We start from the raw sequence: 14,437 nt of genomic DNA, 5'->3' as shown, positions 1-14,437 counted from the left end.
CGGGCGCAGACTAGCTCAGAAATATTCGTTTGCAAAGTATTTACAATGTGCTTGTCGCATTTTTGTCATTTTATGTGAATGCGATGTATTTTTGGCTGTAGATATTTCGCATGAAACATTAAATGTTGTGGAACTACAGTTTTTTGCTACAAAAATGCGTGTCCGGCCAACCGTAGCGCCGTAAATCCACCTTGCCGGCCGCGCTCAATTCCACTCCGTCCTCCTCCAGCAGCAAGCGCTGCCAGTCAGCCTGCTCGCTGCCGGGCCGCGAGATGCGCCCGCCGGAGCCCAGTACCCGAAACCAGGGCACGCTGACGCCGTCCGGCAGGTGGCTGAGCAAGCGGCCGACATGGCGGGAATGGCGAGGGTAGCCGGCCTGTTCCGCCAAGGCGCCGTAGGTGGTGACCCGGCCCGGCGGCAGCGCCAGCAGCAGCGCGATCACCTTGCGTTCAAAGTCGGGCGGCATCGGGGTTCAGCGGTAGCGAGGGTTGGCGACGTAGGGGTTGCTGCGCTTTTCCTCGCCTATGGTGGTCAAGGGGCCATGGCCCGGCACCACGGTGGTGTCGTCCGGCAACAGGAACAGCTTTTGCTGGATGGCGTCGATCAACTGCTGGTGATTGCCCATTGGAAAGTCGGTACGACCGATCGAACCTTGGAACAGCACGTCGCCGGCGATCAGCAGCCGCGCGCCGGCGCTGTGGAACACCACGTGGCCCGGCGTGTGGCCGGGGCAGTGGATCACGTTCAGCGTTTCCTCGCCCACGCTGACGGTGTCGCCTTCCTCCAGCCAGCGATCCGGCGTCAGCGCCTCGCTGCGCGGAAAGCCGAACATATGGCCTTGCTGGGGCAACTGGTCCAGCCAGAAGCTTTCCGCGCGTTGCGGGCCTTCTATCTTGACGCCCAGTTGTTCCGCCAGCCGCGCGGCGCCGCCGGCGTGGTCGATGTGGCCGTGGGTCAGCAGCAGTTTTTCCACCGTCAGGTTCTGGCGGGAGATCCACTCGGCAATGCGCTCGATATCGCCGCCGGCGTCCACCACCGCGGCGCGCCCGCTGGCGTCGCACCACAGGATGGAACAGTTCTGGGCAAACGGCGTGACTGGAATCACGTGGAAGTGCAAGGACATGGCGCGCTCGATTCAATGCAATGCGGCATTGTGGCACGAGTCGGCGCGCAAGAGGAGGGCGGGCCGTCGCGGCCCGGGCCGGTGCAGAGTCCAAGCCGCCTCAGAGCCTGTTCAACGCCCTTGCCTCACTCTCCCGCCGACGCGCGGCACATTTTGAGCAGGCTCTCAGTCCTTGCGGCCGTCCCAGGACAGTTTGCCCGCGCCGTGGGCGAACACCATCAGCAAGCCGCCCGCCATGGCCAGGTTCTTGGTCAGCTGGATCATTTGCTGGCTATTGCCCGGCTCCCAGTGGAAGAGCAGCGCCGAGGCGACGGAGAAACCCGCCAGCAGCAGTGCTACCCAGCGCGCTTTCACGCCCAGCGCCAAGGCCAAGCCGCCGCCGATTTCCAAAGCGATCACCAGCGGCAGCAAAAAGCCGGGCACGCCCATTGCGGCCATATATCCCTGAGTGGCGGCGTAGCCGGCGCCTAGCTTGCCGATGCCGGCCAGAAAGAAAACCTGCGCCAGCAGCACGCGGGCAAGCAATGTGATCCATTTATCCATCTTGCGTTCTCCTGCCGGCGCGCCGGCCTTGATTGATGACGCCGGCCGCGGAGGGCGGCCGGCCATGAGCGGACTATACGGATAGGCTCGGCGCGAAAAAAGCGCAAAAAACCGCAAGAGTCGATCAAAAAATCCGACCAAGCCGCGGCTACAGCTTGAATTTTCCGATCAGCGAATCTAGTTCCTCGCCCAAGCGCGCGAGCAAGGTGGTGGCCTGTTGCGCCTGGCTGATGGATTCGTCGGTTTGCAGCAACATGCCGTGGATGTTTTCGATATGGCGGGCGATCTCCTGGCTGGCGCTGGATTGCTCGGAAGTGGAAGCGGCGATGTCGCCCACGGATTCCACCACTTGTTGGGCGTGGCCGCTGATCTGCTGGATCGATTGCGCTGATTCCTCGGCCAGCTTTACCCCCTGGTCCACTTGGCGCAGCGCGCCGTCCATGCTGTCGGAGGCCTTGGCGGTGTCCTGCTGCATGGTCTGGATCACGCCGGAGATTTCCAGCGTGGCCTGGGAAGTGCGCTCGGCCAGCTTGCGCACTTCATCGGCCACCACGGCGAAGCCGCGGCCCATCTCGCCGGCGCGCGCGGCCTCGATCGCCGCGTTCAAGGCCAATAGATTGGTTTGGTCGGCGATGTCGCGGATCACCGACACGATGCCGCTGATCTGGTCCGAGCGTTGCTGCATGCCGCCCAGTACCTCGGCCAGCTCGCGCACCGTCTGCGAAATGCGGCCGATCTCGCGCACCGTGGCGTCGACATTGGCCGAAGCCTCGCTGGACAGCGTGTCCGCCTCGCGCGCGCGCTGTTCCGCCACGCGAGCCGATTCCGCGATGTGGCTGACGCTGACCGACAACTGCTCCACGCTGGCGGCGGTGGCGTTGGCCGCCTCGGACTGCCGCGCGGAGCTGCCGCGAATCTGATCCACATCGCCGGACAGCTGACGCACCGAACCCAACACATCGCCGGCGTGGCGGCGCACGTCCAGCATCATCGCGCGCAGCGAGCCGGTGAAAGTATTGAAGGCGCCGGCGGCCAGGCCGATCTCGTCGCGGCTGGCGATGGGCAGCGCGCGGGTCAGATCGCCGCTGCCGGAGGCCAGCTCGCTCATTGCCGATTGCAGCCGGCCCAGCGGGCGCAGCAACTGGCTGAGCGTGGCGCCTAGCAGCAGCAGGATCAGAGCTAGAATGCCCAGACTGATCAAGGCCGACTGCCAGCTGGCGGCGCGTACTGGGGCGAACGCCTCGCTCAATGGGATGGAAATGCGCACCGCCCACGGCATGCCGGCCTCGCCCACGGTGATGGGCATGATGAAGTGGCGGAAGCCGTCGTCGCTGTCGTACTCCGCCGGCTGGCCGCCCTTGATCGCCGTCTTGGCCGCCGCCGGCAGGCCGGCGTCCGCCTTGCCGTTCAACGCCGGATCGCGGCCGGCCAGTTGAACGCCGCTGTTGGAATACAAGCTCATGAAGCCGCTCTGGTAAGGCTTGACCTTGGCGGCCAGCTCCTGCAAATGACCCAGCGCGATATCGCAACCGGCCACGCCCAGCACCTTGCCGTTGACCAGAAGGGGAAAGGAAATGGTACCCATCAGGATCTTGATGTCGGGGTCCACATAAGGCTCGGTCAACATCGGCTTGCCGGTCTTGCGCGGCTCGGTGTAATAGGCGCTGTCGTCCACCCCCTCGCCGCCCCACACCACGTCGATCTTGCCGCTTTTGCGATACCAGTAGACGCCGCTGCGGCCGGTTTTGTCGTTGTGCTCCTTGCCGGCCAGCTCCGCATCGCGGCCGTCTAGCGCGTTGGGCTCCCAGATGGCCCAGTAGCCGACAGCGTCCGGGTTATTGGGCAATTGGCCCTTAACGATGTCGGATACCAGTTGGCGGGCGTTGGGCGGCAGATTGTGTTTGACCGCCACTGCGGATTCGGCCACGACCTGAGCCGAATCGTAAGTCTTGCCCAGCAAGCGCTGCACCTGGCCGGCCTCGCTTTCGGCCAGCAGCTTGGCGTTGTCCAGTACCGCCTTCTCCGCGCTCTGATAACTGGCGTAGATATTGACGCCGGCCAACACGCAAAAACCGAACAGGATCAGCAGGCCGGAACTGGCCAGAATCTTGCCCTTGATGGTGGTGATCATGGTTGTCCCCATCGTTTCATATGTGTTTTTCCCCAAAAGCCGTTGCGAGCGGACGCCGGTTCCGGGCCCGGTTATTATGGTGTGGGCCTGCCGGCGACGTCGGTTTCCAACGGCATGCCGCCTTTGTATTAAATAGCTTAAACGGGGTAAAGGGAAATTTTGCAATCGGCGGGCCACATCCTGGCGCGCCGCGACGATACAGGGAGAGTTGAAGAGTGTCGACGGAAGCACACGCCCGCCCGGAACGCGCGGAGCGTCCGGCGGAGGCCGCGCGGCGGCTAGCGCTGGCGCGGCTGGAACAAGTGGAGGCGCAGCACGGCGTGCGCATCCTTTACGCGGCCGAAGGCGGCAGCCGCTGCTGGGGCTACGCCGCGCCGGACAGCGATTACGATGTGCGCTTCGTCTACCTGCATCCGGAAGCGTGGTACGAGACCGGCGACCGGCGCGACGTGATCGAACTGCCGCTGGCCGACGGGCTGGACATCAGCGGCTGGGAGCTGCGCAAGGCGCTGCGGCTGAGCCTGGGCGGCAACGCCGCGCTGCTGGAGTGGCTGGCCTCGCCGCAGGTCTACCGCCAGCACTCGGCGGCCTGCCGGGTCTTGCGGGATCTGGGACCGGAGCACTTCGCCGGAGAGGCGGCCTATTGGCATTATCTGTCCGTGGCGCGCAAGAACTATCGCGGCCGCAAGCGCGAACAGCAACTGAGGCTGAAAAAATACCTATACGTGCTGCGGCCCTTGCTGGCGGCGCAATGGCTGCTGCGCTGGCGCAGCATGCCGCCGCTGCTGCTGGGAGAACTGGCCGACCAGACTTTGGACGATGCCCGGCTGCGTGACGAATTGGCCGGCCTGTTGGCCTTGAAGTCCGCCGGCGGCGCGCCCGAATACGGGCCGGCCACGCCGGGCCTGCACGATTACATTGAGCGGGAAATGAGGGCCTACGAAGCCGCGGCGCGGCCGAGCCGCTACAGCGACTGGGCGCGGGCGGACGCATTGCTGGAGCAAGTACGCCTGGCCTGCGGCGTTTGAACAGGCGGGGGCCTTGGTTTCAGTGGCCTGTGTCTGAGAACCTGTTCTAAGTCTCGCGAGCAAGAGCGAGACAAGGCGAAAACGAGCGAAAAAGCGGAATGTACAAGTGGTACATGAGCATTTTGAGCTTGTTTTTAACGCCGTATCGCCGTATCGCCGAAGCGCAGCAGACTTTGAACAGGTTCTTACGGCGCCACCCGCCCGACAAGCCTTATGACGCAGGGTGGATGGAGCGACGATGCCCACGCGGAAACGTGATGGGATCGATTCTTGGGCCTTGGTGGCGGGGTTTGGTGGGTATCGCCTACGGCTCCACCCACCCTACAAGACCGTCCGCCGTAGGGTGGGTGGAGCGCAGCGATACCCACGCGGAAACACGATGGAACCAATGCTTGGACCTTGGCGGCGGGGCTTGGTGGGTATCGCCTCTCGGCTCCTCCCTCCCTACAAACCACCCGCCGTAGGGTGGGTGGAGCGTAGCGATACCCACCAGCTTAGGTCAGCGCTTGCGCAGGCGGATGCGACGGAAACGCGCTTCCAGCTTGAGCCTTTGTCCCAGCGCCAGATAGAGCTGATGTTGGCTATCGACATGGCGGTAAACCCGGACCCGATCCGCGCCCAACAGCATCATGATTTCCAGATAGTTGAAGAAACCCATCCACTGGCCGCGTCCGTCGCGGTCGTCAAAATCGATGTCGCGCGCCACGCGGCTGAGCAGGCCTTTGCCGACGTATTCGCGATTGTCCTTCATCCATTGCAGCAGATGGGCAGCGCATTCGCGGCCGTAGGTGACATTGGAGGGGTGATCCTTGCTGGGCGTGGGCATTTGCCAGTAATGCCGGTAGGTGCGGCCGGGGCAGAAACGGACGAAGGGGAGCAAGGCTTCCTGCTGCTCCAGCGAGTGCAGTTTGTAGCGACGACGACGGGGAAGGTTTTGAGGATGTTGCATGGTGTTTCTCCTGCTGTGACACAAGATAAACCACCTGCCGGGGAAGGCTGAGGTATTAGGCAGGCGCGTGGCAGGATTGGCGTACCGAGCTATGAAACCGGCGAGTGCATAGCACTCTCCCACCACACGCCTGCCAAGTTGGCATGGCTGTGGATGTGCTGCCTGCGTAACAAGTACGCAGAATTTCATAGCAACGGGACGCCAATCCCGTGTGCCGCATGTGGGCGGCAACGGGGGGATTGTTGCCGACCGGGTGCGGAGGGTCAAGGCATGGTGGCAAGGCTTGCGCCGCATGCGGCGCCGTACGCGAAATTCTCCTTGTAATTCAACCGTTTCCCTAACCGGCTTTAAAAGCCCCGCGGCGGGCCCTGCGGCATCATAGGCCCATGACCCGCATATCCGACATCTCCTCCTTGCACTGGCAGCCGGCCTTGCAGGCCCGCGATCAGGCATCCCCCGCTGACATCGTTGAGAACCTCGACGACATCCATCAGGCCTTGCGCATCATCCTGGGCACGCCCAAGGGCAGCGATCCGCTGCGGCCGGAGTTTGGCAGCGATTTGTTCCTTTACCTGGACTACCCGGTGGACCGCGCCCGGCCGCATGTGGTGCGCGAGGCGGTGGAGGCGATTAGCCACCCCTTGTACGGCGAGCCGCGCGTCGCCGTGGCGCGGGTGCTCTACAGCGTAGGCGGCAACGGCGACGCGCGGCTCACCGTGCAGTGGCGGCTGGCCGACGGCGTGATCCGTGAAACGGAGCTGCGGCTATGAGCGGGGCGACGCCCAATATCCTGGCCAACGACGAGCGTTTCGGCCACCTGGCACAGCTCACCACCCGTTTGGGCGACGCCGATCTGAGCTCCCTGCTGGTCTATCTGGTGGATCAGGTGGACGCTGGCTGGCTGCCGGCGTTGGCCGAGCAGTTCCACGTCGCCGGCGACGAGGGCTGGCGGCTGAGCCAGGGCGAACGCCAGCAGCGCGAACTGATCAAGCAATCCATTCATCTTCACCGCAGCAAGGGCACGCGCTGGTCTTTGCAGCAGGTGCTGGCCACGCTGGCGCTGTCCGGTCAGATCAGCGAATGGTTCGAATATGCCGGAAAACCTTATCACTTCAAGATCCGTATCGATCTGGCCGCGCGCGGCATCGACGCCGCCACGCTGACGGCGTTGGAGGCGATGATCAACGAATACAAGAACGCCCGCTCGGTGCTGGAACGGCTGGCATTGGTGTTGAGCAACCGCAGCGCTGTGCCGATGTTGGCGCTGGCCACTCAGGTGGGCGAACTGGCCACGGTCTACCCGTTCCAGCCCGAATCACTGCAACAGCGCGCCAGTTTGAACGTGGCGCTGGCGCACGCCAGCGTCGAGATGGTCACGCTTTATCCCGCAGCATGAGATCCCTAGAACCCTTCCCAGGAGCAATCGATGGCCAATGAGTTTTTCACGCTTCTCACCGCCAGCGGCAAGGCCAAGCTGGCGGCGGCGCAAGCCAACGGCACGCCGCTGCAGATCAGCCAGATGGCGGTGGGCGACGGCGACAACGGCGGGTATTACACGCCCAGCGAGAGCCAGACCGCGCTCAAGCATGAAACCTGGCGCGGCGCGCTCAACCACTTGGCGGTGGACCCGAATAATCCCAACTGGGTGGTGGCGGAAGCGGTGCTGCCGGATACGGTGGGCGGCTTTTACATCCGCGAGGTGGGTCTGTTCGATAGTCGCGGCGATCTGATCGCCATTGGCAAATTCCCGGAGAGCTACAAGCCGCTGTTGGCGGCAGGTTCCAACAAGCAGCTTTATGTGCGGATGATTCTGGAAGTATCCAACACCGCTGCGGTGACGCTGCTGGTGGATCCCAGCGTGGTATTGGCGACGCGTTCTGCGGTGGATCAGCGCATTGCAGAGGAACTGGCGAAGCGGGATGCCAAGCCGCGCGATTTCCATCCTCTGCAAACCTTTCCGGCCCAGGCCTACCGCCGCAATGTGCTGATCAATGGGGGGTTCGACGTGTGGCAGCGCGGCGCCAGTCAGACTGTGGGCGGTTATGGCTCGGTGGACCGTTGGCTTCTGGATTTGGGTGGCGGCCCGCTTGGCGGCGCGACCTTGTCGCGAATGGCGGCCAGTATCGCCGAGACCGAGGCCTTGGGGGCGACGACGAGCTTCATGCGTCTGACGCTGAGCAAGCCGCCGGCCAGCAAGGTCAACGAGTACTGCCAGGTATGCCAGCCGGTGGAAAACCTGCGGCGTTTCACCGGCAAGCGGATGACGCTGAGTTTCTGGGCCAAGGCGGATCAGCCGCGCAAGATGGTGGCCTATGTTGAACAGTGGCTGAAACGACCGCCAGCCGCATCCGACAAGATCAGAGCGCTGGAGGCGGTTCCGGTGGAGCTGACCAGCCGCTGGCAACGCTTTGTCTTCTCTTTCTCCTCGCCCAGCCTACAGGGGCGCGAACCGGGGAACGAGGCTTCTCTGGCTGTTTTTCTTGGGGTGTCGTACAGCGATGCCTACCCGGCCTTGAATGCGATTACCGGCGCGCAAACCGGCATTTTCGATATTGCTCAGGTGCAGTTGGAGGAGAGCCCAGTGGCGACGCCGTTCGAGTATCGCAGCTTTGGCGAGGAATTGACTTTGTGTCAGCGGTATTTTGAGAAAAGCTATCCGCTAAATGATTTTCCCGCTAAAAACTATGGCGCTGAATCTGCTTTCGCACCGGCTATTTTCAGCAAGATGTTTCATTTGAATGTCGGCACTTCTGGTGATAAGCAAATTAATATGACCATTCCGTTTATGGTAGAGAAACGGATTGAGCCGGCTATTGTGATTTACGATGGTTTGGGTGCGGTTGATAGAATGGCTACGAGTAATGGAAATGGCGTGACTCCCGCAGCTAAGAGCAGTTCTACCAAGTTTGTAAATATGATTCCCCCTACTGGCTCAAGTATTACTTGGGTTGCATGTCACTGGGTGGCGGATGCTGAGATTTAATGAATCTATAGGGGGAGTGAAGGTGAATGCCATGTATCGTTTAACCAAGCAGCCGGATGGAGTGATTCGAGTTGTCGATGGGGCGTATATTCCTAAAGGGCACCGCTGGTGGGATGAATATGAACTCTGGTTGCAGCAAGGTAATCAACCGGAGCCGCAGTTTGTGCTAGGGGAGTTACAAGAACAACTACTGCGAGATATCGATATCGCCACTGATGTCGCGCGCAATGAGGCTTTGGGCAGCGAGCTGCGCCTGGCCGAATACCAGCGCGCCGCCGCCGAGGCGCAGGCGTTCAAGGACGCCGGCTATAAGGGCGAGGCGCCGCCGGCGGTGCGTTCCTGGGCCGAGGCCAAGGGCTGGGACGGCCAGCAGGCGGCGGACAGCATCCTGGCCAAGACGACGGCCTGCGAACAGGCGCTGTACGCGATCCGCGACGCGCGGCTGAAGGGCAAGGAAGCAGTGCGTCAAGCCGCGGACGAGACGGCGGCGCGCACGGCGGCCGACGAGGCGGTGTCCCAACTGCGGTTACTGGCTGCCGACGACTTCGCCGCAGATGCGCCGGAGGCCGAAGCCGGCCGCGCCGGCGGTCTGTTCAAGTTCTTTTCCAAACGGCTTTAAAAGCCGGCCGGCGGCATGATGGCGGATCATGTCGTCATCCGCTTCCTCTTCTGCGCCCCGCGACGGCCGCGCCTGGCCGCCGCGCTCCATTCAAGGACGTTCTCCCATGACCCCAGACTTGCCCAAGTTCATCGATGACGACCCGCATCTCGTCACCGCCGAGCTGATTGACGCCTACCAGAAAATGAGCGGCAAGACGCTCTATCCCGGCCAGGTGGAGCGTTTGCTGATCGACCTGATCGCCTATCGCGAAAGCGTGGTTCGAGCCGCCTTCAACGACGCCGGCCGCCAAAACCTGGTGGCCTTCGCCCGCGCGCCGATGCTGGACTATCTGGGCGAGCTGGTCGGCGTCAGCCGGCTGCCGGCCCAGCACGCGCGCTGTACGGTGCGCATTGCTTTCGCCCAGCCGCTGGCGCTGGCGCAGGTGATTCCGGCGCAGACCCTGGTGGCCGGCGGCGGCGTGCAGTTCCAGACCCTGGCCAGCCAGATCGCGCCGGCCGGCAGCAGCAGTATCGACCTGCCTGTCAGCGCGACGGAGGCGGGGGCCGCGGGCAACGGCTTCGTACCGGGCCAGATCAACACTTTGGTGGATGAGCTGGAGGTGGACGCCAGCGTGGTCAATATCGATACCAGCGCCGGCGGCGCCGACGCCGAGGACGACGAACGCTTGCGCGCGCGTATCCGACTGGCGCCGGAATCCTTCAGCGTGGCCGGCAGCGCCGCCTCCTATCGCCACCACGCCTTGCGCGCGCATCAGGACATCGCCGATGTGGCGGTGATCAGCGCCAGTCTGCAACAGCAGAACGGCGAATTGAAAAGCGCCAACCAGGTGCCGCCCGGCGTGGTGCGCTTGTACCCGCTGACCAAGACCGGCATGCCGCCGGACAGCCTGCTTAGCGTGGTGGCCACTGCTTGCAGCGCAGACCGGGTGCGGCCGCTGACGGATCTGGTGGAGGTGCTGGCGCCGGAGGATTACGGCTACCGGGTACGCGCGCGGCTGACGCCGTATCGCGATGTCGATCCCAAAACCGTGCAGCAGCAGGCGCAGGCCGCTGTCGGTGCCTTCGTCCAGGCGCAGGCGGAGCGGCTGGGCCGCGACATCGTGCCGTCGCAGCTGATCGCTACCCTATCGGTGCCCGGCGTTTACCAGGTGACCCTGCTGGAGCCTGCCACCACCCAAGTGGTGCCGCCGCAGGGCTGGTCGCACTGTACCGACATCCAGCTGGAAATGACGGGAGGCCAGGATGGCTGATGTGACCCCCAATCTGCTGGCGCGCGACGCGCGTTTCGGTCCGCTGGCCCGGCTGAGCGAACGGCTGGGCGACATCGAACCGGGTGGTCTGTTGGTTTATCTAGTGGACGCGGCCAAGCCGGAGCTGCTGCCCCTGTTGGCTGAGCAATTCCATATCGACGGCGACGAAGGTTGGCTGCTGACCCAGAGCGAACAGCAACGCCGAGATCTGATCAAGCAGAGCATAGAGCTGCACCGCCACAAGGGCACGCCCTGGGCGCTGCGCGAAGTGTTCCGCATCCTTGGCGTGACGGTGGAACTGGAGGAGTGGTGGCAGCGTCAGCCGCCGGCCGCGCCCTACACCTTCGAGCTGACCGCCTGGGCTAACGACAATTTGCTGCCCGGCCAGGCGCTGCTGAACCCCGATCTCTACCGCCGCTTGCGACGCATGGTGGAACTGGCCAAGCCGGCGCGCAGCACCTACCGCTTCAAGCTGGGCGCGCGTTTCAACGGCCGCTTGGGCCTCGCTTCGGCAGTTCAGGCGCGCGCGCTGATCCGCCGCAGCGCCGAGGCCGCGCCGATGCGGCTGGCGCCGTTGCAGCCGCTGGCCCTTTCATCCGTCGCGCATATTTATAGCGTGGTTCACGTCACCATGGAGGCATCGTTGTGAGCACCCCTTTAGCACCTCTTATCACCGCGGCCGGCCTGGCCTCGATCTGGCGCGCCGGCAATGACGGCGTGTCTGCGCAGATCACCCATATCGCGCTGGGCGACGGCGCTTACGCGCCGGCACAGGACCAGACCAAATTGCGCAGTGAAAAAGCGCGTTACCCGGTGGCGGGCGGAGAGCGGCTGGGCAATACCCAGATCCATTTGACTGCCATCGCCGACGACGACAAGGCGTTCTGGGTGCGCGAGATTGGCTTCATCCTGGCTGACGGCACCTTGCTCGCGGTCTGGTCCGATCTCAAGGCGGCGCTGGCCTATAAGGCCGCCGACGTCCAACTGCTGCTGGCCTATGACCTGGCCTTGAACGCGTTGCCGCCGGACAGCGTCACCATTCAGTCCAGCGGCGCCGGTCTCAATCTGAGCCTGGCCAGTGAACTGGCGGAACTGGCGGCGGCCCAGATAGGCGAAGCCAACCGCGGCTTGGGGCGGGATGAGCGCATTCGCGCGCAGGAAGGGCGTTTGCAGGCGCTGGAGCCGCAAGTGGCCACCTTGCAAAACCGCAGCCAAGCGTTGGAACAGGAGCATGCCGCCGATAAACGCTCCGGTCTGGAGCTGGCCACCGCCAATGCCGCGGCCATCGTCAGCATGCAGCATTTGTTCGTCAAACAACGTCTGGGCGCTTGAGCGCCGGGGCTGCGGCGCAGCCCCATTTCCCCTGGCCGACATGGCTGTCCCCGCAGTGATTCCTGTATTTCCCGCACCGCTTCCGGTACTTCCCCATTTCTATGTGTTTCCGTTTTTAGGCTGAGGCCTGGGGACGTCTTGTTTTGAATGGCCGTCAAGGCCATGTATCGCGGTAAGACCTTAAGGAGAGTGTTATGAGTTTGGAGAGCAATATCGCCGAGTTGGTGAAGTCGGCCAATGGTTTGACCGATGCCGTCCATGGAAAGATCGGTGAAATCGATCAGAAAGTCGGCCAGAAAATTACCGAGCTGAGTAATTGGAAAACCAGCCATTGGAATGAGCATCCGGCCATCGCCGTGAACTTCAACGCCAAGATGACGGCTGTGGGCGGTGAGGGTGACAAAAAATTGCCGCTGGCTTTGGGTGTACATGCTGGCGGGGATTTTTGGGGCAAGTTCGATGCCGCCTTGATTCCTGTGACCCCGGGAGAAGAGCCGGCATCCCGCCCGCCCATCGTTCGCGAGTTATTGCAGTATATGAAGAGCGATGACCGGCATTTTTCCGCCAATTTTAATATCCTGCACTTGACTGTGAAGAAAGTTAGCGATGGCTTCGGTCCCTATGTTTTTTTTGTTCCCTATCAGCACGTCAAGATGGGGGCTTTTACCAGTGTGGCGTTGTATCACAAGGTGATTGGTCAAGGAGACTGGAACTGGATGGATAACAGTAAAAAAGGAGTTTGGAATCAGGTTACTCATCATTTTCTATCAGCTCACGCTGGGGCTTATACCCATGTCGATATTGCTTTGTCCAATGCTCAAGTAGGTGATCAGCTTTATCTGGCATTGCCACAAATTATTCCGGGGGTATGGAATCCCGAGCTTCGTTTGCCGCAACTCTATAATATTTTCGATCCGGTCATAGATGTGATTGGCAATAGCACGATCAGCGGCCTAGGTGGTGTATTTGCCAATATCAATAGCAGTAACCGTTAAATCAGGAGTGTGATATGAGTACAGACATGAAATCTTATTCCGATGTGCAGGATGATATTGGCTTGATCGTGACGGATAAAGGGTTGGAGCGGCCAGCGGTGGTATGGGCGCGTGATGCTTGCGCGGCTTATATTCATCGTTATTATCCCATGCATGTGCAGTTGAATGTGTTGCGGACCGGCTCGGAAGATGAGCGTAAGAAGATGAGTGTCTTCATCGACGCCTGCCGGGCTTGGAGTAATCAAAGCTCTGCTACTAGTGCTGAGTTGGAAAAAATCAAGCCGTGAGATTAAGGCGGCGTGCCGCATGTGGCATGCCGGGTTGAGTCAATGGCTTGGTTTAAATCAGAATAAACCGCGTCTCCGTATTATGGTGCGCGGTTTTCGCCTTTTTTGCTAAAGTAACTTACAAGCCGTGTCTTTTCGTAAGTGACAAAATGTCTCTATGTCAGCGCTGAAGCCGTTCACGCCGGAGGGGCGATGAACGAACACATGGTTGAATTTAATTCAATCGACTCTGTGATGAAACATTGGAGAGCATGATGAGCTTGGAAAGCAATATTGCAGAACTGGTAAAAGCGTCGAACGCGCTGACCGGTACGGTGAACGGTAAGATTGTCGATATTGATCGGCGTGTTGATGTCAAAATTCAGCAAATGGAAGACTGGAGAAATGGTGCGAGGCAAGAGTTCGCAAGTATTGCAACTCAGACGATTGCAGTGGGAGGGGCGGCAGATCACTGGTATCCAGTTGTAATCAGTCTGCCAAGCCGCAAGGCAATGGATATCTTTATCGCGCGCTATACTCATGAAGATAGTGATAAATACGAAAAATTTAATGGGGCGATGTTTCTACACCTGTGTGGCGTCAATGGTGAGTGGGGCGGCGTTCCTCCTCTATTGTATCCTCAGGCATACTCTTATAAAGCTGGGTTATTCGAAAAATTGCCTCCTGTTGCCGATTTCGGAATTACTGCGTATGGCATGAAGGCCGTGGTCTGGTTGTTGGGGGCTCGCCATTATAATGTGACGACTTCCGTGCCTGCGATCATTGAAGTGTTTAGCCAAGAGATGGGAAATGTCGTGTATGACCACCCTAATCCCCAATATGTAATAAAGCTGGATGCTCTTCATGGAGTGTCTGGGGCTATGGTCGTTAACGGTTATCTGCGAGGGGTATGAAAATGGAACAGACTCAATTGGATCAAGTTGTAATTCAGCATATTGAACAGGGTCTATTGATGGATTTGCGTATGCGGCGCACTATGCTGTTGCGAGAGAGTGATTGGACGCAAATGCAGGATGCCGCACTGAGCTCCGAGCAAAAGGCTGCATGGCAAGCATATCGTCAAAAGTTGAGAGATCTACCGGGAACTATTACGGATATCCAGCGTGTTACTTGGCCGGCGCGGCCGGCCTGAGCCTAGCAAGACAGATAGTTAATAAAAAACCCCGCCAAGGCGGGGTTTGTCTTTTGACGTTGC

At 61.1% G+C, this 14,437-nt stretch carries 17 protein-coding genes; 12 read left to right on the top strand and 5 right to left on the bottom strand.

Annotated features, from left to right (window positions below; genetic code table 11):
- Positions 1-133: 133 nt before the first annotated feature.
- The 4 genes from HA052_RS01180 to HA052_RS01165 all read right to left on the bottom strand — a co-directional run bounded on the left by HA052_RS01180 (position 134) and on the right by HA052_RS01165 (position 3,797).
- Entirely contained in the window at positions 134-466 is a 333-nt protein-coding gene (locus HA052_RS01180) for an MGMT family protein (protein ID WP_166450466.1), read from the bottom strand.
- Positions 467-472: 6 nt separating this feature from the next.
- Positions 473-1,123 carry an MBL fold metallo-hydrolase gene (locus tag HA052_RS01175; RefSeq protein ID WP_081548626.1) on the bottom strand — a complete coding sequence of 217 codons (651 nt, stop codon included), beginning with the start codon at positions 1,121-1,123 and terminating at the stop codon, positions 473-475.
- A 165-nt stretch (positions 1,124-1,288) separates the two neighbouring features.
- Entirely contained in the window at positions 1,289-1,666 is a 378-nt protein-coding gene (locus HA052_RS01170; protein WP_081548624.1) for a DoxX family protein, read from the bottom strand.
- Between the two features lie 148 nt (positions 1,667-1,814).
- Positions 1,815-3,797 (bottom strand): methyl-accepting chemotaxis protein, encoded by a 1,983-nt coding sequence (locus HA052_RS01165; RefSeq protein ID WP_166450465.1) that lies wholly within the window; start codon positions 3,795-3,797, stop codon positions 1,815-1,817.
- A gap of 215 nt (positions 3,798-4,012) precedes the next feature.
- Here HA052_RS01165 and HA052_RS01160 point away from each other — a divergent pair, with 215 nt between their 5' ends.
- Positions 4,013-4,825, top strand: a complete 813-nt coding sequence (locus HA052_RS01160) for a DNA polymerase beta superfamily protein (RefSeq protein ID WP_166450464.1) — start codon at positions 4,013-4,015, stop codon at positions 4,823-4,825.
- A gap of 499 nt (positions 4,826-5,324) precedes the next feature.
- Here HA052_RS01160 and HA052_RS01155 read toward each other — a convergent pair whose 3' ends face one another.
- Complete coding sequence (locus tag HA052_RS01155) at positions 5,325-5,774, bottom strand: hypothetical protein (RefSeq protein WP_166450463.1); 450 nt, start codon at positions 5,772-5,774, stop codon at positions 5,325-5,327.
- Between the two features lie 386 nt (positions 5,775-6,160).
- On the opposite strand from HA052_RS01155, the gene HA052_RS01150 reads away from it, so the two are divergent.
- From HA052_RS01150 to HA052_RS01100, 11 genes are all read left to right on the top strand, one after another.
- Positions 6,161-6,544: a GPW/gp25 family protein gene (locus tag HA052_RS01150; RefSeq protein ID WP_166450462.1), complete on the top strand. Its 384-nt coding sequence runs from the start codon at positions 6,161-6,163 to the stop codon at positions 6,542-6,544.
- Positions 6,541-7,170, top strand: a complete 630-nt coding sequence (locus HA052_RS01145) for a phage tail protein I (RefSeq protein ID WP_166450461.1) — start codon at positions 6,541-6,543, stop codon at positions 7,168-7,170. Before HA052_RS01150 ends, HA052_RS01145 begins: the two co-directional genes overlap by 4 nt.
- A gap of 30 nt (positions 7,171-7,200) precedes the next feature.
- A complete protein-coding gene (locus HA052_RS01140) occupies positions 7,201-8,757 on the top strand; it encodes a phage tail protein (protein WP_166450460.1) in 1,557 nt (518 codons plus the stop codon).
- Between the two features lie 31 nt (positions 8,758-8,788).
- Entirely contained in the window at positions 8,789-9,376 is a 588-nt protein-coding gene (locus tag HA052_RS01135) for a phage tail protein (protein ID WP_166450459.1), read from the top strand.
- A 106-nt stretch (positions 9,377-9,482) separates the two neighbouring features.
- The gene (locus tag HA052_RS01130; protein WP_166450458.1) at positions 9,483-10,628 is read left to right on the top strand and encodes a baseplate assembly protein; all 1,146 of its coding nucleotides are present in this window, start codon (positions 9,483-9,485) and stop codon (positions 10,626-10,628) included.
- Positions 10,621-11,277 (top strand): phage tail protein I, encoded by a 657-nt coding sequence (locus tag HA052_RS01125; protein WP_166450457.1) that lies wholly within the window; start codon positions 10,621-10,623, stop codon positions 11,275-11,277. Before HA052_RS01130 ends, HA052_RS01125 begins: the two co-directional genes overlap by 8 nt.
- Positions 11,274-11,960 carry a phage tail-collar fiber domain-containing protein gene (locus HA052_RS01120; RefSeq protein ID WP_166450456.1) on the top strand — a complete coding sequence of 229 codons (687 nt, stop codon included), beginning with the start codon at positions 11,274-11,276 and terminating at the stop codon, positions 11,958-11,960. The genes HA052_RS01125 and HA052_RS01120 overlap by 4 nt, the downstream gene beginning before the upstream one ends.
- 194 nt (positions 11,961-12,154) lie before the next feature.
- Positions 12,155-12,955, top strand: a complete 801-nt coding sequence (locus HA052_RS01115) for a hypothetical protein (RefSeq protein WP_166450455.1) — start codon at positions 12,155-12,157, stop codon at positions 12,953-12,955.
- A 14-nt stretch (positions 12,956-12,969) separates the two neighbouring features.
- Positions 12,970-13,242 carry a hypothetical protein gene (locus HA052_RS01110; protein ID WP_206118733.1) on the top strand — a complete coding sequence of 91 codons (273 nt, stop codon included), beginning with the start codon at positions 12,970-12,972 and terminating at the stop codon, positions 13,240-13,242.
- Positions 13,243-13,496: 254 nt separating this feature from the next.
- Positions 13,497-14,135 carry a hypothetical protein gene (locus HA052_RS01105; protein ID WP_166450454.1) on the top strand — a complete coding sequence of 213 codons (639 nt, stop codon included), beginning with the start codon at positions 13,497-13,499 and terminating at the stop codon, positions 14,133-14,135.
- A gap of 2 nt (positions 14,136-14,137) precedes the next feature.
- Entirely contained in the window at positions 14,138-14,374 is a 237-nt protein-coding gene (locus HA052_RS01100; RefSeq protein WP_206118732.1) for a tail fiber assembly protein, read from the top strand.
- Positions 14,375-14,437 lie beyond the last annotated feature (63 nt).

The sequence above is a fragment of the Chromobacterium fluminis genome, from assembly GCF_011602385.1.
Classification (GTDB): Bacteria; Pseudomonadota; Gammaproteobacteria; order Burkholderiales; family Chromobacteriaceae; genus Chromobacterium; species Chromobacterium fluminis.
This window is presented reverse-complemented; position numbering and strand designations above follow the sequence as displayed.

Coding starts and splice junctions, on each gene's coding strand:
- HA052_RS01180 (WP_166450466.1), bottom strand. CDS start 466: ATGCCGCCCGACTTTGAACGCAAGGTGATCGCGCTGCTGCTGGCGCTG.
- HA052_RS01175 (WP_081548626.1), bottom strand. CDS start 1,123: ATGTCCTTGCACTTCCACGTGATTCCAGTCACGCCGTTTGCCCAGAAC.
- HA052_RS01170 (WP_081548624.1), bottom strand. CDS start 1,666: ATGGATAAATGGATCACATTGCTTGCCCGCGTGCTGCTGGCGCAGGTT.
- HA052_RS01165 (WP_166450465.1), bottom strand. CDS start 3,797: ATGATCACCACCATCAAGGGCAAGATTCTGGCCAGTTCCGGCCTGCTG.
- HA052_RS01155 (WP_166450463.1), bottom strand. CDS start 5,774: ATGCAACATCCTCAAAACCTTCCCCGTCGTCGTCGCTACAAACTGCAC.
- HA052_RS01150 (WP_166450462.1), top strand. CDS start 6,161: ATGACCCGCATATCCGACATCTCCTCCTTGCACTGGCAGCCGGCCTTG.
- HA052_RS01145 (WP_166450461.1), top strand. CDS start 6,541: ATGAGCGGGGCGACGCCCAATATCCTGGCCAACGACGAGCGTTTCGGC.
- HA052_RS01140 (WP_166450460.1), top strand. CDS start 7,201: ATGGCCAATGAGTTTTTCACGCTTCTCACCGCCAGCGGCAAGGCCAAG.
- HA052_RS01135 (WP_166450459.1), top strand. CDS start 8,789: ATGTATCGTTTAACCAAGCAGCCGGATGGAGTGATTCGAGTTGTCGAT.
- HA052_RS01130 (WP_166450458.1), top strand. CDS start 9,483: ATGACCCCAGACTTGCCCAAGTTCATCGATGACGACCCGCATCTCGTC.
- HA052_RS01125 (WP_166450457.1), top strand. CDS start 10,621: ATGGCTGATGTGACCCCCAATCTGCTGGCGCGCGACGCGCGTTTCGGT.
- HA052_RS01115 (WP_166450455.1), top strand. CDS start 12,155: ATGAGTTTGGAGAGCAATATCGCCGAGTTGGTGAAGTCGGCCAATGGT.
- HA052_RS01110 (WP_206118733.1), top strand. CDS start 12,970: ATGAGTACAGACATGAAATCTTATTCCGATGTGCAGGATGATATTGGC.
- HA052_RS01105 (WP_166450454.1), top strand. CDS start 13,497: ATGAGCTTGGAAAGCAATATTGCAGAACTGGTAAAAGCGTCGAACGCG.
- HA052_RS01100 (WP_206118732.1), top strand. CDS start 14,138: ATGGAACAGACTCAATTGGATCAAGTTGTAATTCAGCATATTGAACAG.